Here is a 22,821-nt window from a genome sequence, read left to right as displayed (position 1 = left end):
AATCTCTCCACCCCTGCCATATTTAAGGCTCTAGCAGAAATGCTAGAGCCTTTTTACTTTCTGAATATAATATACGACATTGGTAGAGCAGCGGACTCCCCGACTTACCAAAACAGCGCGTGTTGGGAGTCTAAGCCTCCACTCCTACCATATACAAAGTCTCAGCAGAAATGCTAGGGCTTTTTTACGTCTGCTGCTTCTACGAAGCTATGTTTGGATAACTAGGCGCTTTTAGCTCACCAGTGTGGTCGAATCTCCGGAGTGCTGGCTCATTCGAGCCCTGCCATATTTAAGGATCTAGACTGCGCGTTCCGGCAGAAATGCTAGAACCTTTATTATTCCTGTCATCTTTAGAAGTAACGCTAAAAGCCTCAAGTACTCCTTTAGCTATATCTATCTGCTCAACACTCATTTTGCTCTGTAGTTCTGCTAATAAATAACTAATGCTATAGCAACGATACGTTAAGTCTCGTTATTTCAGCTTTCAGGTGAAAGTTTCAAGCCTTTCGATTTATGCTTATAAAACTTGAGAGTGGTTTATTAGGTAGACTAGCTAGTGCGCATAAGAATGAGTTATCTGCGTGGCTTAACTCCCTGAAAGAGTTCTGGCCAAATTTAATGTTAAGGCTTTTGAATACTCCAATAACAGTGCATCAACTACCCGAGGTAAGCTCTATGTTCCTTCAGTTAGCATTCCAGTAAGGAAATCGGTGGATTTGACTTTCATTAGGTATAAAAAAGGCCACCTATAGCAGGCGGCCTTGGTTGATCTATTTAGATGTTAATCTAGCTCTTTCTCAGCTTGTTTCGCTTTTTCTATCATTGGAGTGATTGTTGATCCTTGAACCAGAATAGAGAACACAACGACAGCATAGGTCATAACGAGGATTATCTCTTTAACATCTATTGCCTTGTCTTCAATCACCCAGATACCTGAAGGGATTGAAAGTGCCATGGCTAGAGCTAAGCCTCCGCGTAAACCACCCCAAGTTAGAATCTTAGTCGACCATGGGTTGTAAGTTCTAAAGCGTTTAAATCCAATATAAGACAAGAAAACACTTAGGTAGCGTGCACCCAATACTAGAGGGACTGCGAACGCCATCAAAATCCAATCTTCTTGGTGGAACTTGAATAGCAGCATAGACATACCAATCAATAAAAATAGTACGCCATTTAAGAACTCATCTATTAATTCCCAGAAATGGTCTAGGTGATCCTCACTTTCCTTAGAAAATCCGATGAAGCGTGTCCAGTTGCCTATCATGATACCAGATACCACCATTGCCAATGGTCCTGATACATGCAGAACCTCTGCAAAAGCATAACCAGCTGTAGGGATACCTATGGTTAATAGCAACTCCATCGAGTGGTCATCGGTGTTGCTGATTAGATAGTGGAATATCAAACCTAGAACAAATCCGTAGACGATACCGCCAATAGCCTCTTGGACGAATAACATGGTCACGCTACCCACGGTCGGTGCTTCTGTGCCGAACGCAATGGTAAATAGGGTTACGAAGATAACTAGGCCAAAACCATCGTTGAATAGAGATTCTCCCTCGATTTGAGTAGAGATTCGTCTGGGAGCATCGAGCTTCTTCACTATTGCTAATACAGCTATTGGATCGGTTGGAGATATTAGAGAACCAAACAGTAAGCAATAAATTAGGTCAAATTGAATACCGATAAATTGACAGAACCCATAAAGTACAAAGCCAATAAAGAATGTCGAAAATAGCGTAGCACCAAGAGCGAGTACCGTTATTTCCCATTTCTGATCTTTTAGATTAGGTAACTTAATTCCCAAACCACCTGCAAAAAGTAAGAATCCCAGTATTCCTTTTAGGAGGAAGTCTTCAAAGTTGATACTGGCAACGGTTTCTGAGGCGATGTCAGCCAATTGGAACCAATTGTTTTGTCCCGCAATGATAATCAATAGAGATAGCATCATTGAGCCAGCTGTGATGGCGATGGTTGTCTGCATTTTACCAATTTTGGTATTAACGAAAGCAATAAGCATGGCTGCAGCGGACAAGAAGCATAAGGTGTAATAGACCGACATTGGGATTCCAATATGTAACAAAATATGAATTTTAATTCTCGTTCTCTCATGCTCAAATAGCAAACATTTTTTTGTCATGACTTGGTCATTTACTTCATGTTTTAGACGTCTAGACTCCTTTTAAATGTGTGGTAGGATGGAGAGATAATTAAAGGAATGAGGTTGTATCGTGGGAAGTAATGTAAGGCAAAAGATTGACGCTTTGTTGAAGCAACGAATTTTACTGATTGATGGTGGCATGGGTACCATGATTCAGGATTATAAATTGGAAGAGCAAGACTATCGCGGTGAGCGATTTGCTGATTGGCATAGTGACTTAAAAGGTAACAATGACCTTTTGGTACTTACGCAGTCTAAGCTTATCAAAGATATCCATATGGAGTATTTGGAAGCTGGTGCTGATATCCTCGAGACCAATACCTTTAACGCTACAACCATCGCTATGGCCGACTATGATATGGAAAGTCTTAGCGAAGAAATTAACTATGCTGCTGCTAAGTTGGCTCGTGAAGCGGCAGATGAATGGACAGTGAAGACTCCTGATAAACCCCGTTTCGTGGCGGGTGTGTTAGGTCCAACTAACCGAACTTGTTCTCTCTCCCCAGATGTTAATGATCCGGGCTATCGTAATGTGAGTTTTGATGAACTTGTAGTGGCGTATTCTGAGTCGACTCGTGCTCTTATCAAAGGCGGCTCAGACCTTATTCTTATCGAGACTATCTTCGATACACTCAACGCGAAGGCATGCTCTTTTGCTGTTGAATCAGTCTTTGAAGAAATGGGTATCATTTTACCTGTTATGATCTCCGGTACTATCACCGATGCATCTGGTCGGACGCTTTCCGGACAAACAACAGAAGCATTCTATAATGCCCTTCGTCATGTAAAACCTATCTCATTTGGATTGAACTGTGCATTAGGCCCAGATGAATTGCGCGAATATGTCGGTGAGATGTCTCGTATCTCTGAATGTCATGTTTCTGCACACCCTAACGCGGGTTTACCTAATGCATTTGGTGAGTATGACCTTTCTCCCGAAGATATGGCTGAACACGTCAAGGAATGGGCTGAAAGTGGTTTCTTGAACTTAATTGGTGGTTGTTGTGGTACGACGCCAGAACATATACGCCAAATGGCAGAAGCTGTTGAAGGTGTAACACCGCGCCAATTACCAGATTTACCCGTCTCTTGTCGTCTCTCTGGTTTAGAGCCATTGACGATATCCAAGGAATCTCTGTTTGTTAACGTGGGTGAGCGAACTAACGTTACGGGCTCTGCTCGCTTTAAGCGCCTTATCAAAGAAGAGCTATATGATGAAGCTTTGAGTGTGGCTCGAGAGCAAGTTGAGAATGGCGCTCAAATTATCGATATCAACATGGATGAAGGGATGCTAGACGCTGAGGCGTGTATGGTTAAATTCCTTAATCTATGTGCGTCTGAGCCTGAGATCTCGAAAGTGCCAGTCATGGTCGACTCTTCAAAATGGGAAGTTATTGAAGCGGGTCTGAAATGTATTCAGGGTAAAGGCATCGTTAACTCGATCTCATTGAAGGAAGGGAAAGAGAAGTTTGTCGAACAAGCGAAACTGGTTCGCCGATATGGTGCTGCCGTTATCGTGATGGCGTTCGATGAAGTTGGCCAAGCTGATACTCGAGAGCGTAAGGTTGAGATTTGCACTAATGCCTACAATATTCTGGTTGATGAAGTGGGCTTCCCACCTGAAGATATTATTTTTGACCCGAACATTTTTGCTGTGGCGACAGGTATTGATGAGCATAACAACTATGCGGTCGATTTCATTGAAGCTGTAGGGGACATCAAACGAGACTTACCTCATGCGATGATTTCTGGTGGTGTATCGAATGTTTCGTTCTCATTCCGAGGTAATAACTACGTTCGTGAGGCTATCCACGCAGTATTCCTATACCACTGCTTTAAAAACGGTATGGATATGGGCATCGTAAATGCTGGGCAATTAGAGATTTACGATAATGTCCCTGAGGATTTACGTGAAGCCGTTGAAGATGTGGTTCTAAACCGCCGAGATGATTCCACTGAGCGCTTGCTAGATATCGCAACTGAATATCTAGAGCGTGCAGTTGGAAAAGTTGAAGATAAATCTGCTTTAGAGTGGCGTACCTGGCCAGTAGAAAAACGCTTAGAGCATTCCTTAGTTAAAGGTATTACCGACTTTATTGTTGAAGATACCGAAGAAGCTCGTGTTAATGCCTCTCGCCCTATCGAGGTGATAGAAGGCCCATTAATGGATGGTATGAATGTGGTTGGTGACCTCTTTGGTGAAGGTAAGATGTTCCTTCCTCAAGTGGTGAAATCTGCACGTGTTATGAAGCAAGCGGTAGCCCATCTAGAGCCATTTATCAATGCAACCAAAGACGTAGGTGCAACTAACGGAAAAATCTTACTTGCGACCGTAAAAGGCGATGTTCACGATATTGGAAAAAATATTGTGGGCGTTGTCTTGCAGTGTAATAACTACGAAATTATCGATTTAGGCGTGATGGTTTCATGTGAAAAAATCCTTAAGGTCGCTAAGGAAGAAAACGTCGATATCATTGGCCTTTCGGGTTTGATCACTCCTTCCCTGGATGAGATGGTGCATGTTGCGAAAGAAATGGAAAGACAAGGCTTTAAACTGCCTCTTCTCATCGGTGGAGCAACCACATCTAAAGCGCATACAGCCGTTAAGATTGAACAGAACTACTCTGAGCCTGTGGTCTACGTAAACAATGCTTCACGTGCGGTAGGTGTTTGCACCTCGCTACTCTCTGATGAACTGAAACCCGCTTTCGTTGAGAAACTGGATATTGATTACGATCGCGTTCGCGATCAGCATAATCGTAAGAAGCCTCGTACTAAACCTGTCACTCTTGAAAGAGCGCGTGCTAATAAAGTCGCTATCGATTGGGATGCTTATACGCCACCGGCACCCGCTAAGCCGGGAGTTCACATCTTTAATGATTTTGATGTGGCAACTTTGCGCCAGTACATAGACTGGACTCCATTCTTTATGACATGGTCATTGGTCGGTAAATACCCTGCAATTCTTAATCATGAAGAAGTGGGCGAGGAAGCGAAACGCTTATTCAAAGATGCCAACGATTTATTGGATCGAGTACAGAAAGAGAAGTTACTTGAAGCTCGTGGGATGTGTGCGATGTTCCCTGCCAACAGCGTTGGCGATGATATCGAAGTGTATACCGATGAATCTCGTACTGAAGTGTTAAAGGTTTTACACAACCTTCGTCAGCAAACCGAGAAGCCAAAAGGTTTTAACTACTGTTTGTCTGATTACATTGCGCCGAAAGATAGCGGTAAAGCGGACTGGATTGGTGGCTTTGCAGTGACTGGTGGTATCGGCGAGCGTGAGCTTGCTGATGAATACAAAGCCAACGGTGATGACTACAACGCGATTATGATTCAGGCGGTTGCTGACCGATTGGCTGAAGCGTTCGCTGAATACCTGCATAAAGAAGTGAGAAAGGACATTTGGGGCTACTCGCCGGATGAGGATCTGTCTAATGACGATTTGATTCGTGAGAAGTACCAAGGTATTCGTCCAGCTCCAGGTTACCCTGCTTGCCCAGAACATACAGAAAAAGGAACGTTGTGGGAGTTGATGGATGTTGAAAAAGCGATCGACATGTCACTAACCACGAGCTACGCGATGTGGCCTGGTGCTTCAGTGTCTGGTATGTATTTTTCACATCCTGATGCCCGATACTTTGCGATTGCACAGATTCAACAGGATCAAGTGGATAGCTATGCCGACCGTAAAGGTTGGGATATGTTGGAAGCTGAGAAGTGGTTAGGCCCAAACATTAACTAGTTTGAATCTATAACGAGCTTTGATTCGTAACGTAAAAAAGAGAAAGGGTTGCTTAATAGCAACCCTTTTTGTATCTGTAATTTAGTTATTTATCTGTCGATGATAAACGGACTATCTACTCAAATAACTCTTGATGAAGTTTTTGAATCGCCAACTTAGACACAGATTCATCTAGCAAGAAGCATAGGTTGTGTGGGCTTGCTCCGTAACAAATCATACGTAGGTTGAAATCTTCTAGAGTGCCGAATACCTGCTTTGCATAGCCTTTGCTTTCGCTCATGTTGTTACCAATAAGAGCAACGAGGCATAGGTCGTGCTCAATATCTACGGAACACAACTCTTCAAGCTCAAGGCGAGCGGCTTCAGGTAACTCAGGAGCACCACCAGAGGTATCGGTTTGATCGAGAGTAAGTGAGACACTGATCTCTGAGGTAGTGATAAGATCGACTGAGATCTTATGTTTAGCCAGGATCTCGAATACCTTAGCCAAAAAACCATAGGCATGGAACATGTTAGCGCTGCGTAGCGTAACCATGGTTTGGTTGCAGCGTAGGGCAAGCGCTCTGAACAGAGGAGAGCTTTCAACTTGTTGACGAATCCATGTTCCACCAAGCTCTGGTGATTTTGATGAGCCGACAAAAACAGGGATTTGATGGCGTAGTGCAGGAACCAGAGTTGAAGGGTGTAATATTTTCGCGCCAAAGTTTGCCATCTCAGATGCCTCACTGAAGCTGATCTCTGGGATAGGAGATGCTTTCGATGCGATGCGTGGATCTGTGGTGTAGATGCCTGGAACATCAGTCCAAATTTCTAAGCCAATCGCTTGTACTGACTCCGCAATCAGTGCAGCTGAATAATCACTGCCGCCACGACCTAATGTTGTGGTGTTACCTTCGCTATCGGCACCGATAAAACCTTGGGTAACGATAACTTGTTGTTGGCAAAGTGGAATCAGTTTCTGCTGTGCAAGGGCTGCAATATCTTCCAGTTGTGGTTCTGCTTTACCGAAATCATCATTGGTGCGCATCACTTCTCTGATATCAAAACGAGCCGCTGGTGTACCACGTTCGCGAATGATTTGAGCGAGGATATGTGTCGACATTAGTTCGCCACATGCCACTAGGTGATCGGTGAGTTTGGTACTGGCTTGGAATGATGCGGCTTCTGCAGCGCTCGCAATATCATCCAGAATACAGTGCACATCTTTTTCAATGCTAATTGGGTCAGCTAGCTGAGCAAGAATCGTATTATGAATGTCGGTTAACTGTGTCACTAGTTCTTGGCGACGAGTTTTATCTTGAACACCATTCGCGAGTTCAACAAGCAGGTTAGTCACGCCAGAGCATGCGCTACTCACGACCAGTTTCGTATTTGAGTTGTTTTCAATAATGGCAGCACAACGGCTCATTGCTTCAAAGTTGGCAACACTTGTTCCACCAAACTTAGCGACATTAAAAGAACCAGCTACATTAGATGCACTCACGATATATCTCCCACGATTTCCTAAAATAAAATTACTGTTGGGTAATCCAACGTCCGATGTTTTTCGAAGAGAGTTTTAGAGCAAAAAAGAGAGGAATTATTAGAATAGTAACCTCAGAAGCTCTTCACCATATAGAAATGGCGACAGTTAACGGGATTCAGCCCGCTCAACCGATAATAAAGGTCCTGCATCCTTTTATTATCTCGGCACTGCTCCCCATGAATGTTTTGTATTGGAAATGCGGTTCCACAAAACACCTGCCTGGGCAGTGCTCCTCTTCTGCTAGATAGCCATTTCATTGAACGTGTTTGCGCAAATAATGTCAATCCGTAACGTGAGATAATTGAAAAATAATTTTAACAATTATGTGACACTGGTTTGACCTCAATACTTATGGCTAATTGCTGAGGTAATCAATTTGCTTTAGGGTGGATTGTTCACAACATTAACGTAAGGGATGTACATGTTTAATTTAACACTCACTGCTGCTATCGATAGCTTTTATCCGCCACACCGAACGTTAATGGGGCCGGGGCCTTCAGACATTTCTCCTCAAGTTTTACAGGCCTTAAGCCGTCCAACCATTGGTCACCTTGACCCGCTATTTATTGCGATGATGGATGAGCTTAAACAACTTCTCAAATACGCTTTTCAGACGGAAAACGAATTTACGATTGCCGTTTCTGCTCCAGGCAGTGCGGGCATGGAAACCTGTTTTGTTAACTTGATTGAGCCTGGTGAAAAGGTCATTGTTTGTCGCAATGGTGTTTTCGGTGAACGTATGCGAGAGAATGTTGTGCGTTGTGGTGGTGAAGCGATCCTTGTCGATGATGAGTGGGGCAAACCCGTTTCCGTTAAAAAGGTAGAAAAAGCATTGGCAGAAAACCCTGATGCTGTTGCTGTCGCATTTGTGCATGCCGAGACGTCTACTGGCGCGTTATCGGATGCTCAAGCTATTTCCGCAGTCGCTCGCCAGTTTGATGCATTGTCGATTGTGGATGCGGTGACATCATTAGGTGGTGTGCCATTGTTGGTTGATGAATGGCTACTCGATGCGGTTTATTCAGGCAGTCAGAAGTGTCTGTCTTGTGTACCTGGTTTATCTCCCGTGACGTTCTCTCAACGTGCTGTCGATAAAATGAAAGCACGTCAAGCTCCCGTACAAAGCTGGTTCTTGGATCAGAGCTTGGTATTAGGTTATTGGAGTGGAGAAGGTAAGCGTAGCTATCACCACACTGCGCCTGTGAACAGCCTATATGCTCTGCATGAGTCGTTGGTTTTATTGAAAAATGAAGGCCTGGATAATGCGTGGTCACGTCACCATGCGATGCACCAAGAGCTTAAAGAAGGCGTAGAAGCACTAGGATTAAAGTTTGTGGTTGATGAAGAGAGTCGCCTACCTCAATTGAATGCGCTTTACTTCCCTGAAGGGATTGATGAAGCCAAAATAAGAACGCAGCTGTTAGAAGAGTATAATCTTGAAATCGGTGCTGGGCTGGGCTCTCTGGCTGGGAAGGCTTGGCGTATTGGTTTAATGGGTTATGGCGCTCGAAAAGAGAATGTCGCTTTGTGCTTAAAAGCGTTACAAGACGTTTTAAAATAACGCTAATAAATTGAAGTTTAAAAGAAAAGCGCACGAGAGAATGTGCGCTTTTTTGTGTCTAGGCTAAACGTCATTACAGCAAAATGACTCTAGATTCCTTGGCATCATTTAGCAGCAGAGATATTGTTTTCTGCTTCCGATATCTTCTTATACTGAACCTTGGAAAAGTCTCGATTTGGGAACAAGAAGCTCGCTTCACTACGAATTTGTTCTGCCTTGCTGTGATCACCTAATCCTTGATACGCGAGAATCAGGTTACTGTAGAAAGTAGGCCTTGGCTTACTCTTTATGATCTCTAACGACCAATCTATATAAGGTTGGATCAGGCTAGGATCGGCTTTGTAGAGGCCGATATTTAGATAGGTACTGTACACGTCCCAATCATAGCGATCTTTCCAGACTACGGGGTTTGTTACCTGCTTAAGAATGTCCGGGTTTTTCGGCTTAGACATTTCAAATTTAGTGAGTACATAATTGGTGTGTAAGGCACTCAGCATGTAAAAACTCACCAAGATAGGAACGACTAAGCTCGACACTCTGAATAGGGTTTTACTGACGATACTAAACGGCTGCTGATAGTGGCGAGAAGCCCGTTGGTCGACCCAGTAAATCAAAATGATAAAGGTTATCCAGTGAATCGCCGAGTGGTAAAAAGGATACTCAAGCTGAGAATGTAAGAGTATAGGTATGAATAGCGCAAGTAGTGCTAGACGTGTTCCTTTCGCTGAGTTAGCTATGCGTGACATCACCAACACCGCAGCAATCAAGATCCCGATGATTGGTACTATTCCGCCCTCAACCCCCCAAAACAGGAACTCATTGTGTGGGTGATCCATTGAAGGAAGGCCGGGATGATAATTTGGGTTGAGTTGATGCTGGCGAGCTGTGTATAGCGTGTACTCGGATTCGAATTTCCCGTAGCCATACCCTGTAAATGGCTTTTCGATCATCATATCGAGCGCTTGCGGAAAGGTATAAGCTCGTGGGCTTTCTAAGTTAGCCCTTTTGCTTGCGAGGCTATCAGTTGTACTGAGGCTGATCACCGAAAAAGCGACGACGATACCGACTACCACTGATACACACCATCCGTAGAAGCGCTTCTTGGTCGAGAACTTGTAAAGGTAAGGCAGAATGCAGACAAACCCGATTACGGCAGCCAACCATCCTGTACGTGATGCAATGATGATCAGCAAAGGTACGGTTAAGGTTGGTGTCAGGTATAGTAAGAATGACTCGCTAATTTTGCGATTATATTTAGCAGGCTGTCTCGCTAAAAGATAAGCTGAAAGCACAAAACCGGTAGCTAAAAAGCTGGCCATAACATTCGGTTGTTGAAATATCCCATAAGGTCTATTGGCCGCAGTGTTATAACCAAATAGGTTGCCAGGTTCCAGTAAGAAATATTGCACATAGCCAAAAAGTGCTTGTAGGACGACAGCAAGAACAATGAACCACAACATGCGTTGTTTGTGTTTGTTACTGAATTTAAATTGCTGAAGCACCACGAATAAAGCGAAGCCCGCCCACAATCCCAGTAGTCGGCCTGATGCGGCTTGAGGAGAGGCGTTGCTGTAAATAATGGGCAACGTCAGTATCACGCAGCTTATTAGCAAGCCAACGGTTAACTTTGAATATTTGAGTGCTCGGTTAGTGGCAAGCTGGTAGAAGCCAATCGCCAACGTAAAGCTAAGAGCTAACCAAGTGGTTGGATTAAAGGATAAAGCGAGGCCTGAGCCTCCAGGATTGGGCATGAAAAAGTGCATGGCTAATAAGAATATAACAGCTAAAGAGGCAAGGAATGCCTTGTTAAGCGGAAGCTGAGTTCTCTGATTTTCTAGCTGGGTACCGCTAGTATGTATTGTTGCCATAAATCCCTAACCTTATAAAAACAGAGCTTGTTCCTTCTGAAAAAAGCCCTGTTACTTTAACATTTTTCTGTCTGCTCGCAGGGAGCTATTTTACACCTACTTCAAATTTAACATAGGCTTAAGGAAGCGAGCAGTGTGCGAACCTTCGACTAACGCCACATCTTCAGGTGTACCTTCTGCAACAATTTCACCGCCTCCTTGACCACCTTCAGGGCCAAGATCTAGGATCCAGTCCGCTGTTTTGACGACGTCTAGGTTATGCTCAATCACGACAACCGTATTACCGTGATCCCGTAATCTATGCAGTACCGTTAACAGTTGCTGGATATCGTGGAAATGTAGGCCTGTTGTTGGCTCATCGAGAATGTATAAGGTTTTCCCCGTGTCTCGCTTAGATAACTCTCTTGCCAACTTAACACGTTGTGCTTCACCGCCAGACAAGGTTGTTGCTGCTTGTCCGAGGCGAATGTAGGAAAGGCCAACATCCATCAATGTTTGCAGCTTACGAGCAATAACAGGAACAGGGTTGAAGTATTCTCGAGCATCTTCGACAGTCATCTCTAGAACTTCGTCAATGGTTTTCCCCTTGTAGCGGACCTCTAGCGTTTCACGGTTATAACGCTTACCTTTACACACATCGCACGGTACATACACATCTGGCAAGAAATGCATCTCTACTTTGATGACGCCGTCTCCCTGACACGCTTCACAACGACCACCACGAACGTTAAAACTGAATCGACCTGGCTTGTAGCCACGAGATCGTGATTCTTGTGTACCTGCAAATAACTCTCGAATTGGAGTGAAAATACCAGTGTAGGTTGCAGGATTCGATCTTGGTGTTCGACCGATAGGGCTTTGATCAATATCGATTACTTTGTCGAAATGCTCTAAGCCTTTAATCTTTTTGTGCTGCGCCGGAACTGCAGTTGTTGCACCGTTCAATTGAGTGTGGGCGACTTTAAAGAAGGTGTCATTGATGAGTGTTGATTTACCGGATCCCGATACACCGGTAATACAGCTGAACAAGCCTACAGGGATTGTCGCAGTGACATTCTTTAGGTTGTTCCCAGTCGCGCCAACGATCTCGACGACCTTTTTCTTATCGATAGGCGTTCTTTGTTTGGGGATCGCAATTTCTTTGGCGCCGCTGAGGTATTGCCCAGTTAAAGAATTCGGATTTTCGATGATGTCTTGCATGGTGCCTTCAGCGACCACGTGACCACCATGAACACCTGCGCCTGGGCCTATATCGATAACATGGTCAGCGCAACGAATCGCATCTTCGTCATGCTCAACAACAAGTACGGTATTTCCTAAGTCTCTTAGGTGAACCAGAGTTTGCAGTAGACGTTCATTATCACGCTGGTGGAGGCCAATCGATGGTTCATCCAACACATACATAACGCCAACTAAACCGGCCCCAATTTGACTTGCTAGACGAATTCTTTGCGCTTCACCACCTGACAGTGTTTCTGCACTGCGTGATAGGTTCAGGTAATTCAAACCAACGTTCACCAAAAAATGCAGACGATCATTGATCTCTTTCATCACTTTATCAGCAATTTGTCCACGTTGGCCGTCTAACTTCAACTCTTGGAAAAATTGTAGTGCGTCAGCAATGCTGAGCTGAACGATTTGTGGTAGTGTGGTATCGCCAATAAAGACATTTCGAGCTTCTAATCTTAAGCGTGTACCATCACAGCTAGAGCATGATTTCGTTGATATGTACTTGGCAAGATCTTCACGCACAGCGCTAGATTCGGTATCGCGGTAACGGCGTTCTAACGTATTTAAAATACCTTCAAAGGGGTGGCGTTTTACTCGGATATCACCACGATCATTGATGTATTTGAATTCTACTTCAGTTCTACCAGACCCCTTGAGGATGATCTCTTGAGTTTTCTTTGATAAAGAATTGAACGGAGCATAAAGGTCAAAATCATAATGGTCTGACAGCGATGTTAGCATTTGGAAATAGTAATAATTTTTCTGATCCCAGCCTTTTATTGCACCTTCTGCAATGCTTAGGTTCTCATCTAAAATAACTCGACTTGGATCAAAATATTGTTGAACACCAAGTCCATCACAAGTACCACAAGCACCTGCCGGGTTATTGAATGAGAATAGGCGAGGCTCAAGTTCTTGCATGCTGTAGCCACACTTTGGACAAGCAAAATTAGCCGAGAACACGATCTCTTCTTGTTCTTTATCATCCATCCAACCGACAACTGCGATACCACCAGATAGCTCTAATGTGGTCTCAAACGATTCAGCTAAACGCTGTTGAAGATCTGGGCGAACCTTAAAGCGATCAACGACAACTTCAATGGTGTGCTTCTTGTGCAGCTCCAATGTGGGAGGATCGGATAAATCACAGGTCTCGCCATCAATACGGGCACGGATAAAGCCTTGAGCCGCTAGATTCTCAAGCGTTTTAACGTGCTCACCTTTACGTTCTTTGACTATCGGAGCCAGCAGCATCATCTTTGAACCAGCAGGCAGTTCTAAGACTTTATCGACCATTTGACTGATGGTTTGTGCTGCAAGAGGGGTATTGTGATCAGGACAGCGCGGTTCACCGACACGAGCATAAAGTAGTCTTAGGTAATCATAGACTTCAGTGATGGTGCCAACAGTTGAACGAGGATTGTGAGAAGTTGATTTCTGTTCGATGGAGATGGCTGGAGATAAACCTTCGATGTGGTCGACATCAGGCTTTTCCATGAGAGATAGAAATTGACGAGCGTATGCCGACAAAGACTCAACATAACGACGTTGACCTTCTGCGTAGAGGGTATCAAACGCAAGTGACGACTTTCCTGAACCTGATAACCCGGTGATAACCGTCAGCTTATCACGAGGTATGGTTAGGTTAATGTCTTTGAGGTTATGCGTACGAGCGCCTCTAATTTCTATTTTATCCATCTCAACAGACCATGTAATTTTAAGTGGCTAAAGTATTACATAGAGTGAGATTTGTGCAAAGTTTTACTGGATAAAAAAACAGTAATAAAAAAGGGCGACTCTTTTGAGTCACCCTTGGAATCATTTAATGTGCTGCTAACCAACCGCTCATTGCTATTAATTAAATAGCTAAATAGCTAAATAGTTAAACAGTGAGTAAGCCAAAATTAGCGATTAAGCTTCTTTTGTTGTTGAGTGTTTACCTAACTCGATTTGTTGTTGGTCTTTTTTGTATAGGTTTTCAAAGCAGTAATTTGTTGCTTCGATGTAGCCTTCAACACTACCACAGTCAAAACGTTGGCCTTTAAATTTGTAAGCCAACACACAGCCTGCTTTTGCTTGTTTTAGCAATGCATCAGTGATTTGGATTTCGCCGCCTTTGCCTGGTTCAGTCTGCTCGATCAGTTCAAAGATATCTGGAGTCAGAATGTAGCGGCCAATGATTGCTAGGTTGCTTGGTGCAGTACCTGGTTCTGGCTTTTCTACCATGTCATCGACACGGAAAAGATCGTCTTTGATCATCTCGCCCGAGATAACACCGTATTTATGAGTTTCGTTTTCCGGCACTTCTTGTACTGCAACGATTGAGCAACGGAACTGCTTGTATAGCGCAACCATTTGAGCCAGAACGCCTTGCTGCTCGTTCACACAAAGGTCATCAGCAAGCACAACGGCGAAAGGCTCATCACCCACAAGTTCACGACCAGTCAAGATAGCATGGCCTAGACCTTTCATTTCGCGTTGACGAATGTAGGTGAAGTTTGCTGCTTCAATCGTCTCACGAATATTGATCAGCAAGTCTTCTTTATTGGTACCGCTGATTTGGTGCTCAAGCTCGTAGTTCTTATCAAAGTGATCCATCAGTGAGTGCTTACCACGGCCAGTAACAATGCACATACCATCCATACCTGCTTCGATGGCTTCTTCAACGCCGTATTCAATCAGAGGTTTGTTCACAACAGGCATCATTTCTTTAGGCATTGATTTAGTTGCTGGTAGGAAGCGTGTACCGTAGCCAGCTGCCGGGAAAAGGCACTTTTTGATCATGATAAGACCCTTTATCTATAATAATTATTGATTCAACTGATTTGTTGATATTTCTGAGGGCAACTCTAGCATATGTTATGTCGAAAATTCAGCAACAATACCAATGATTACTCGAGCTTCCCTCAAAATTATTGTCAGGTTAGAGGCGGAGTGGTTATGCAAGCAAGTTTTGGTTTGCCCATGCAATAGCTTGGACTCTATTTTTCACCGCTAACTTACGGAATATTTGATAGAGGTGGGATTTGACCGTGAATTCGCTAATGAAAAGGTCATCGGCTATTTGAGTATTTGATGATCCTGATTGAAGGCAGCGAATGACTTGGATTTCACGAATAGTTAAATCAACATTGGTTGGGGTCGTATTGGTATTGACCATGTTACGATAATAAAACAGAAGTTGATTAGTCACCTTCCTTGGTAACCAATTATCACCATCGATCACTTCTTGAAGACCACGAGCAATCTTGTCCTTTTGATCTGTGTTGTAAAAGAGTCCTTTTAATACCCCATAGGTCAGCAGTTCTGAGGTAGGAAGTTGCAGAGGAACATTGAATAAAATTATCTCATGATTCTTCCACATCACGGGTAGGTTAGGACAAATAGCCAATAGCTGTGGTACCTCTTTGTAATCAACGAGTAAGATGCGATTGCTCTGCTTTCTATCAACTAGCATCAATTCACTTGGTGTCATTTTGTAGAGAATAATGGATAAGTGTTTTTCGATTTCTTTTACGTGTAGGTAAGTGTCACTCGGATCGATGCACAGAAAGTGTAAAGTGCGAGCGTATCGAGATTTTCTCATTGAAACGTCCTGTTTATATTTAATTAGATTTCACGTTGTCATGCACATTTTTACTTCTCTAGCACCTTTTATGTGACTTGCGTTGAATATCAACTCTCAAAGTAAATGAGTGGTTTGTAAGTGGAGGAAAAAGCAACATCGCTCTGAATATCATGATTTGTTACGTTTTTAATCTTTGTCGTGAGGAGAGAATAGGAATGCGATTTATCACTGCAGAAAAGCATGCTATTCTTGTGCGCTAAAATTTTCTGAGACTATGAATTTAGACGGAGCAAATCATGGCTAGCCGTGGAGTTAACAAAGTTATATTAGTGGGTAACCTAGGTAATGACCCTGAAATTCGTTACATGCCAAATGGCGGTGCAGTAGCGAACATTACCATTGCAACGTCAGAGTCATGGCGTGACAAAGCAACTGGCGAACAGCGCGAAAAAACAGAATGGCACCGTGTTGCTCTGTTTGGCAAGCTGGCGGAAGTTGCTGGTGAGTACCTACGTAAAGGTTCCCAAGTTTACATTGAAGGTCAACTTCAAACGCGTAAATGGCAAGATCAAAGCGGTCAAGATCGCTACACAACAGAAGTCGTTGTTCAAGGCTTCAACGGTGTAATGCAAATGCTTGGCGGTCGTGCTCAAGGCGGTGCTCCTGCCCAAGGTGGTATGGGTAACAACCAACAGCAAGGTAGTTGGGGGCAACCACAGCAGCCACAACAACAGCAGCAACAATACAGTGCGCCAGCTCAACAGCAGCCGAAAGCACCTCAACAAGCTCCTCAGCAGGCTCAACCTCAATATAATGAGCCGCCGATGGATTTTGATGATGACATCCCATTTTAAGCACTGTTTTTAATATATTATAAAAGTAGTATTAAATTGGAAGAAGCCGCGTTCGTCGCGGCTTTTTGTTACCTACAATTCTTAACGCTTTATTTACAACGTCAATTTATAGTATAAGTAGCAATACGGTATAATGTGAGTTGAAAAGGATTTCGTTATTCATGAGATATACCCCGACACTAAAATTGAGCACTCGATTGGTCGCATTTGTCACCGTGATAGTGATCAGTGCGATGTTCATCCTTTTTATTGGTGGCACACTCTCCTTTAAGCGTATAGGACAGGAATATTTAGACCATTATTTGGTTGGCATTGTCGACGTCGTAGATAAAGAGATGGAAGATCCAGATGCTGCGTATTCAATGCAACGTTGGATGCCGAAGATGTTGCAGGCAAGCAATATCGTTGAGATGAAGCTTTCAAACAAAACCGGTATCGTTTACCGATTTAAAGATACCTCCCCACAAATTGATCCAAACCGTCTCTATGAGAGAAGCTTCATTTTAGACCGAAATGAAGGCTATCAAATCGAATTTAAAGCACTCCCCCCTTATATTGGTTACAACTATTCGATTGAAGCTATGTGGTCGATTACTTTGGCGGTGGCATTGATCCTTTTCTGTTTGGCTCGCGGTGTTCGCTGGTTAAAAGAACAGTTAATGGGATCAGAGATTTTGGAAGAGCGAGGGAGAATGATCCTTGCTGGGCAGGTAGAGGCTCATTCAAAAGGGGACGAGCGAGAATGGCCATATACGGCAAGTGAAGCGCTTGATGTACTGATTGAAGAGTTGAAAGATGCACGCCAAGAGCGAAGTCGCTTTGATACTTTTATTCGCACCCATACTTTTCTAGACAAGCTCACTGGTACAGCCAATCGAGTACTATTTGATAACAAACTTGAATCTGTACTACATGAAAGTGGCGCTCGTGGAGGCGTTTTACTGATACGTATCGATGAGTGGGAACAAGTTCGAGATGCCAATGACAAGCAGATCACCGACGGGTTTATTATTGAAGTAGGTGAAGTATTGTCGAATATTGTTCAGCGTTATCCCGATGTCATTTTTTCTCGCTATTACGAAGCAGACTTTGCCGTGTTTATTCCGCATCAAGGAACAAAGGATATTGCGACGTTGGCTGCTCAATGTTTAAGGCAATTAGATAAATTGACTCCGCCGGAGCCTTTGGAATCAGATAACTGGTGCCATATTGGTGTGACAATGTATACCGAAGGTGAACGCCATAGCCAAATTATGGATGAAACGGAAACGGCGTTAAAGAGCGCTCAGTTAGAGCGCATTAATAACTGGAGCCGTTACCCAAAAGAAAATAAAAATGAGATAGACAGAGGCAGTGTTCGCTGGAGAACATTACTTGATAAAGCCCTGCTACCTGAAAATTTAGTAATCTTTGCTCAGCGGTGTTATCTTATGCCGGATTCAGGTCAAGCTAATGAATTGCATAAGGAAATATTTATTAGAATTCAAGATCCAGATAAAGGTCTATTGAAATCTTCTCGCTTTATGTCTGCGGTAGAGCAAGTCGGTTATCAAGCTCAAATGGATCAATCGGTTTTGACGGTTTTATTTAAGTCGCTGAAAGTATCAACACAGCCTGTCAATTATTCGGTGAACTTGAGTGTCACTCCGTTTGCAAATAAATCACATTTTAAATGGTTCCGAAGTGAGTTGTTACAGCTCTCTGCTCAGCATCGTTCTCAGCTTGCTTTTGAGTTTTCAGAAGGCCATCTAATTACTCACCTTGATTATATGCGACCAGTGGCGAAGGTGTTACGAGGGTTAGGGTGTAAAGTGGTGGTTGGCCAAGCTGGGCGAACCATTGTTAGCACTCATTATATAAAGGATTTGAAGGTTGACTATATTAAGCTTCATCGAAGTTTGGTAAAGAAAATCGATAAACGGCATGAAAACCAACTGTTTGTTCGAAGTCTGATTGGAGCATGCGGTGATTCTCCAACTGAAGTGATCGCGGTCGGAGTTGAGACAAAGCAAGAAAAGAATACCTTGATAGAGTTAGGCATTAACGGTTATCAAGGGAGATATTTCGACGAAGAACAACAAATAATTCCCTTGCCTACTCAAGGGGAGAAGACAGTGAAAGCTGAATCCGTTGTAAAAATCGGTCGAAGAAATCGATGGCGTAAGAGTAATAGTTAAGCATGAATTTTAAAGCGATTTTAGACAAAATAAAGCCAACGAATAATAACGGTAGTTCTCAAATTGTCCTTTTGGGCAATGATACCGTTTATATTTCATCGGCTGAGTCAGAACCTCAAGTCACCAGTTTCCCTGTGGTTAACGGTGACTGGGAAAGTGCGCTGAAAAAATTGTTGAGCAGTGAGTCGCTTACTAGTGATAGCCTTCAGCTAATTGTATGTGCGAACTACTACCAAACCTATCAAATTGATAAACCGGACATTCCACAGAGTGAATGGTCGGTGGCATTGCCTTTTCTATTGAAAGATCTGATCTCTGAAAGGGTGACTGATATTACAGCGAGTGCGGTAGCGCTACCGACCTCGAATAAGCTACAAGTGTATGTTTTGCCTAAAAAGCTATTGGACAAGCTTGTAAGCGTTACTAATGCAGCACAAGTTGATCTTAAAGGTATTGCACCCGAAGATGAAGTCTGGGGCTACAGTGCTGGTGAGCTCTCTAATTTCATTCTTTTACAACGCAGCCCCAACTCACATTTTAAGCTTGGTGCATTTGTTGAAAACACGGTTTGCTTCCAAAGAACAATCCGCAGTGTTGTCCCCCCCTTAACTGGTACCGCATCAAGTGCATTGCAGTTGGATGGCCTAGCTTTAGAACTCCAACGATCGATTGATTACCTTTCTTCTCAAATTAAAGGCACCCAACTTCATCAGTTAAAAATATGCTGTGATGAGGAAGATGAAGCTGAATTGCAGAGCGTGTTAAATAGCACATTGAGTTCGACCGTTTCTTTGCTTGTTGAAGGTGAACGCGAAAATTCAGAGAAATGGTTAGTTACGCTCGCGGCTGAAAAGAATATTTTTAACGTTAATCTCTACCCTGAGCACCTTAAGCCTAAAAAAGAGTATTTCACTCTAGTGAATGTGGTCATGGTTTGGGGGCTTGTGTGTACCTTGCTGCTTGGCAGTTATTGTGTAATGCAGTATCAAGCATCGAGTTTGGATGAAGAGCTAGCAGCTTTACAATATGACTTGAATCAGCTTAACCAAGAAGTTAACCAATTAAACAGCCAGTTAATTCAACATAAACCGTCTCCAAACAAGGTAGCTGCGGTTGCTCGTCTCACTAGTGAGACGCAAGCGAAAAAAGAGGCGTTGAAGGCGGTCGGTCAATTCGATGAATCTCAGCAAGTCGGGTATTCTGGCGTCATGAACTCCTTCGCTCAATTAGGCCGAAATGACATCTCGCTTTCGCATATATACATGACTCACGATACCTTAGAGCTTAATGGTTTTGCCCGTGATGCAAGTGTAGTTCCAAATTGGGTTGGTCAATTTAAGAATGAACTTAATTTAGTCGGACGTACCTTTGAAAAGATAAAGATAGGTCGTAATGAGCAAGATGTGGTGACGTTTGAGTTAAGTACTCATAGGGAGAGTGAATAATGCAACTGTGGAATCAGCTTAGCGATAAGTTTCTTGCATTAAGCCTGAGAGAGAAATGGCTACTTTTCGTGTGTGGTCTAGTGGGTTTATCCATGCTTGTATTTACCTTATTGATTGAACCTGCATATCTTGATTTACAAGAAAAGAATGTGAAGTCGATGAGCCTTACGCAGTCAAATCAGAAACAACAAGGTGAATTACTTGTTCTACAAGCCAAGTTGAACAAAGACCCAGATAAAGAAATTGATCTTGAGTTAAAAAAATTATTGGTTGAGAGCCAAGAGCTATCATTTGAGCTCGCTGAAATCGTTGATAGGTTGGTTACGCCTTCTCAAATGGCGCAGTTATTAGAGAGCGTTCTTAATGCAGGTAATGGACTGAAGCTTGAGTCTTTAGAATCGCTACAACCAGAAGCTATTTCGGACAATCAAGAGAACAGTGACAATTCGAAGTACTTTCTCCATCCTGTTAGAATGGAGTTGACGGGTAGCTACTTCGATATTTCAATTTATCTTCAAGCACTTGAGTCACTTCCTGTGAGCTATTATTGGCGCACGTTTGAGTATTCAGTAGAAGAATATCCCAAAGCTCGGCTTGTGTTCGAGGTTTACACCCTAGGTACCAGACAGGAGTTTATCGGTGGTTAGAACTCTAGTGTTATCTTTGCTGTTTGGTAGTTCAGTGGTATGGGCAGAACAAGACCCAACTGCGCCATTAGGTTGGCTTTCGCCCCAACAGAAATCATCATCAGCTAAAAAGGCGCCAGTTCAATATCGTTTACCGTCTCTAGAGAGCATTGTTTGCAAGGGCGATACACCTTGTTATGCGATTATGAATGGTCAGATTCTCGAACAAGGAGAAACGATCAGAGGGTACCGAGTTAAGAACATTGATCCAGAGTACGTCACTCTGCAGAGAAGCTCTAAGCAGTGGAAATTAGAGATGTTCTCTTTAGATGTTAAGAATAATTAAGGTTAGAGTGAAGACATGCGTAAACTTGTAGTAGCAATTCTAGTGTCATCTTTAGTCGGCTGTTCGATGGGGCATAGAGACCCTGTTGAGATAAAAGAGTCTTTAAACGAATCTATTAATGAAGCGAATAGCAAAGCACTTCATAACTTACCTTCGTCGGTACAAGATGACCTTATGCCTCAGCTAAGTTCGGACTCTATGTCTCCGAGTGTGGAAACCGTCAAGCGCTTTCGTATTCAAGCAAAAGGCGTTGAAGCGAGAACCTTTTTTGCAAGCCTAGTGAAAGGTACAGAGTACAGTGCCGCGATTCATCCAAGCGTTACTGGAAAACTCACTCTAAATCTAACAGACGTGACGTTAGATGAAGTACTGGCTGTTGCTCAGGATATGTATGGTTACGATATTGAAAAGCGTGGCAAGGTAATTCAAATTTACCCTGCCGGCTTGCGTACGGTGACGATTCCTGTGGATTACTTGCAAGTAAAGCGCTCTGGTCGCTCTTTGACAACGATTACCACAGGAACAATTACAAATTCAGACTCTAAGCCATCGGGTTCTTCTAATTCTAGCTCCAAGTCTGATTCGTCCAATTCATCTGATTCGTCGAGCTCTACATCGAACGGCGGTACAGAGATCGAAACGATCTCTGAAAGTGATTTTTGGCCGCAGCTTGAAGTAGCTGTCGCCCACTTAATTGGTTCTGGTGATGGGCAAAGTGTAGTAGTTACGCCGCAAGCTAGTGTGATTACGGTGCGAGCTTACCCGGATGAAATTCGTGAGGTTCGTGAGTTCCTTGGTATTTCTCAGAAACGCCTGCAGCGCCAAGTTATCTTGGAAGCCAAGATCATGGAAGTGACGCTCAGTGATGGCTATCAGCAGGGTATTAACTGGACCAAGATGTTTTCGTCGAACGGAACTAACTACACGGTCGGTATGGGCTCAATTGTTAAAAATGCGGCTGGTACGATCATCCCTGGTACATTACCAGGCATGGATCCAATCGGTGCGGCTTTAGGTGGTCAATCTAATCTTGTTGTCTCTGGAGGTAGTTTTGAAGCCGTCTTGAGTTTTATGGACACACAGGGTGACTTGAATGTGTTATCTAGCCCAAGAGTGACAGCCGCTAATAACCAGAAAGCGGTTATTAAAGTGGGTACCGACGAATACTACGTGACTGAATTATCAAGTTCAGTGGGGAGTGGGGATAACGCGAATGTGGCCCCTGAAGTTGAGTTAACCCCATTCTTCTCTGGTATTTCGTTGGATGTGACGCCGCAGATCGATGATAAAGGTAATGTGTTTTTACATGTTCACCCTGCCGTTATTGAGGTGGAAGAGGAAGTGAAAGAGCTCAACCTAGGCTCAACAACAGGCATTGTGAAGCTGCCTTTGGCAAAAAGTTCGATTCGTGAGTCGGACTCAGTGATTCGAGCACAGGATGGTGATGTTGTTGTTATTGGTGGATTGATGAAATCAAATACCAGTGACATGACCTCAAAAGTTCCATTTCTTGGTGATATTCCAGCGTTAGGTCATTTATTCCGCAATACCAGTCAGTTGACTCAAAAAACAGAGTTAGTGATTCTATTGAAACCAACGATTGTGGGTGTGAACACTTGGCAAACTGAGTTGGAGCGTTCTCGTGACCTTCTTCAGCAATGGTTCTCTGATGAAGAATAATTGCTCATCGTCTCAATGTAGATTGGTCGTCA

Annotated in this window: 14 protein-coding genes and 1 riboswitch; of the genes, 8 read left to right on the top strand and 6 right to left on the bottom strand. The window is 43.4% G+C overall.

All coding sequences use genetic code 11. The annotated features are described in order from the left end of the window. Positions 1–781: 781 nt before the first annotated feature. On the bottom strand, positions 782–2,062 hold the full coding sequence (locus tag ACED25_RS17545; RefSeq protein ID WP_304567780.1) for a sodium:proton antiporter: 1,281 nt from the start codon (positions 2,060–2,062) through the stop codon (positions 782–784). A gap of 169 nt (positions 2,063–2,231) precedes the next feature. On the opposite strand from ACED25_RS17545, the gene metH reads away from it, so the two are divergent. Continuing rightward, the gene (metH, locus tag ACED25_RS17540; protein WP_371695786.1) at positions 2,232–5,909 is read left to right on the top strand and encodes a methionine synthase; all 3,678 of its coding nucleotides are present in this window, start codon (positions 2,232–2,234) and stop codon (positions 5,907–5,909) included. Between the two features lie 115 nt (positions 5,910–6,024). Here the strand turns inward: metH and lysC are convergent, their stop codons facing one another. Next, positions 6,025–7,392: a lysine-sensitive aspartokinase 3 gene (gene lysC, locus ACED25_RS17535; RefSeq protein ID WP_371695785.1), complete on the bottom strand. Its 1,368-nt coding sequence runs from the start codon at positions 7,390–7,392 to the stop codon at positions 6,025–6,027. 109 nt (positions 7,393–7,501) lie between these two features. After that, positions 7,502–7,679, bottom strand: a riboswitch (Lysine riboswitch). Positions 7,680–7,855: 176 nt separating this feature from the next. Here lysC and ACED25_RS17530 point away from each other — a divergent pair. After that, the gene (locus ACED25_RS17530; RefSeq protein WP_371695784.1) at positions 7,856–8,995 is read left to right on the top strand and encodes an alanine--glyoxylate aminotransferase family protein; all 1,140 of its coding nucleotides are present in this window, start codon (positions 7,856–7,858) and stop codon (positions 8,993–8,995) included. A gap of 104 nt (positions 8,996–9,099) precedes the next feature. On the opposite strand, the gene ACED25_RS17525 is transcribed toward ACED25_RS17530, so the two are convergent. From ACED25_RS17525 to ACED25_RS17510, 4 genes are all read right to left on the bottom strand, one after another. After that, positions 9,100–10,863 (bottom strand): PglL family O-oligosaccharyltransferase, encoded by a 1,764-nt coding sequence (locus ACED25_RS17525; protein WP_371695783.1) that lies wholly within the window; start codon positions 10,861–10,863, stop codon positions 9,100–9,102. Between the two features lie 96 nt (positions 10,864–10,959). After that, positions 10,960–13,791 (bottom strand): excinuclease ABC subunit UvrA, encoded by a 2,832-nt coding sequence (gene uvrA / locus ACED25_RS17520; RefSeq protein ID WP_371695782.1) that lies wholly within the window; start codon positions 13,789–13,791, stop codon positions 10,960–10,962. 213 nt (positions 13,792–14,004) lie between these two features. Next, positions 14,005–14,877 (bottom strand): UTP--glucose-1-phosphate uridylyltransferase GalU, encoded by an 873-nt coding sequence (gene galU / locus ACED25_RS17515; protein WP_004735975.1) that lies wholly within the window; start codon positions 14,875–14,877, stop codon positions 14,005–14,007. A gap of 154 nt (positions 14,878–15,031) precedes the next feature. Continuing rightward, positions 15,032–15,679 carry a LuxR C-terminal-related transcriptional regulator gene (locus tag ACED25_RS17510; RefSeq protein WP_009847869.1) on the bottom strand — a complete coding sequence of 216 codons (648 nt, stop codon included), beginning with the start codon at positions 15,677–15,679 and terminating at the stop codon, positions 15,032–15,034. A 278-nt stretch (positions 15,680–15,957) separates the two neighbouring features. On the opposite strand from ACED25_RS17510, the gene ACED25_RS17505 reads away from it, so the two are divergent. The 6 genes from ACED25_RS17505 (at position 15,958) to mshL (ending at position 22,789) form a co-directional block, all read left to right on the top strand. After that, entirely contained in the window at positions 15,958–16,515 is a 558-nt protein-coding gene (locus ACED25_RS17505) for a single-stranded DNA-binding protein (RefSeq protein ID WP_009847868.1), read from the top strand. A 161-nt stretch (positions 16,516–16,676) separates the two neighbouring features. After that, a complete protein-coding gene (gene csrD / locus ACED25_RS17500) occupies positions 16,677–18,692 on the top strand; it encodes an RNase E specificity factor CsrD (RefSeq protein ID WP_371695781.1) in 2,016 nt (671 codons plus the stop codon). A gap of 2 nt (positions 18,693–18,694) precedes the next feature. Next, entirely contained in the window at positions 18,695–20,137 is a 1,443-nt protein-coding gene (locus ACED25_RS17495) for an MSHA biogenesis protein MshI (RefSeq protein WP_371695780.1), read from the top strand. Further along, positions 20,137–20,784 (top strand): type 4a pilus biogenesis protein PilO, encoded by a 648-nt coding sequence (pilO, locus tag ACED25_RS17490; protein WP_009847865.1) that lies wholly within the window; start codon positions 20,137–20,139, stop codon positions 20,782–20,784. Before ACED25_RS17495 ends, pilO begins: the two co-directional genes overlap by 1 nt. Beyond that, positions 20,777–21,109, top strand: a complete 333-nt coding sequence (locus ACED25_RS17485) for an MSHA biogenesis protein MshK (protein WP_371695779.1) — start codon at positions 20,777–20,779, stop codon at positions 21,107–21,109. The genes pilO and ACED25_RS17485 overlap by 8 nt, the downstream gene beginning before the upstream one ends. Before the next feature lie 15 nt (positions 21,110–21,124). Further along, on the top strand, positions 21,125–22,789 hold the full coding sequence (mshL, locus tag ACED25_RS17480; RefSeq protein ID WP_371695778.1) for a pilus (MSHA type) biogenesis protein MshL: 1,665 nt from the start codon (positions 21,125–21,127) through the stop codon (positions 22,787–22,789). The last annotated feature ends 32 nt before the right edge of the window (positions 22,790–22,821 follow it).

The sequence above is a fragment of the Vibrio sp. 1F263 genome (assembly GCF_041439035.1).
In the GTDB taxonomy this organism is placed as follows: domain Bacteria; phylum Pseudomonadota; class Gammaproteobacteria; order Enterobacterales; family Vibrionaceae; genus Vibrio; species Vibrio tasmaniensis_A.
The sequence above is the reverse complement of the archived record's forward strand: the minus strand, read 5'-3'. Positions and strand labels throughout refer to the sequence as shown.

Excerpts from the sequence above, each read along its gene's own strand:
- ACED25_RS17545 (WP_304567780.1), bottom strand. The coding sequence starts at position 2,062 with ATGTCGGTCTATTACACCTTATGCTTCTTGTCCGCTGCAGCCATGCTT.
- ACED25_RS17530 (WP_371695784.1), top strand. The coding sequence starts at position 7,856 with ATGTTTAATTTAACACTCACTGCTGCTATCGATAGCTTTTATCCGCCA.
- ACED25_RS17525 (WP_371695783.1), bottom strand. The coding sequence starts at position 10,863 with ATGGCAACAATACATACTAGCGGTACCCAGCTAGAAAATCAGAGAACT.
- uvrA (WP_371695782.1), bottom strand. The coding sequence starts at position 13,791 with ATGGATAAAATAGAAATTAGAGGCGCTCGTACGCATAACCTCAAAGAC.
- galU (WP_004735975.1), bottom strand. The coding sequence starts at position 14,877 with ATGATCAAAAAGTGCCTTTTCCCGGCAGCTGGCTACGGTACACGCTTC.
- ACED25_RS17510 (WP_009847869.1), bottom strand. The coding sequence starts at position 15,679 with ATGAGAAAATCTCGATACGCTCGCACTTTACACTTTCTGTGCATCGAT.
- ACED25_RS17505 (WP_009847868.1), top strand. The coding sequence starts at position 15,958 with ATGGCTAGCCGTGGAGTTAACAAAGTTATATTAGTGGGTAACCTAGGT.
- csrD (WP_371695781.1), top strand. The coding sequence starts at position 16,677 with ATGAGATATACCCCGACACTAAAATTGAGCACTCGATTGGTCGCATTT.
- ACED25_RS17495 (WP_371695780.1), top strand. The coding sequence starts at position 18,695 with ATGAATTTTAAAGCGATTTTAGACAAAATAAAGCCAACGAATAATAAC.
- pilO (WP_009847865.1), top strand. The coding sequence starts at position 20,137 with ATGCAACTGTGGAATCAGCTTAGCGATAAGTTTCTTGCATTAAGCCTG.
- mshL (WP_371695778.1), top strand. The coding sequence starts at position 21,125 with ATGCGTAAACTTGTAGTAGCAATTCTAGTGTCATCTTTAGTCGGCTGT.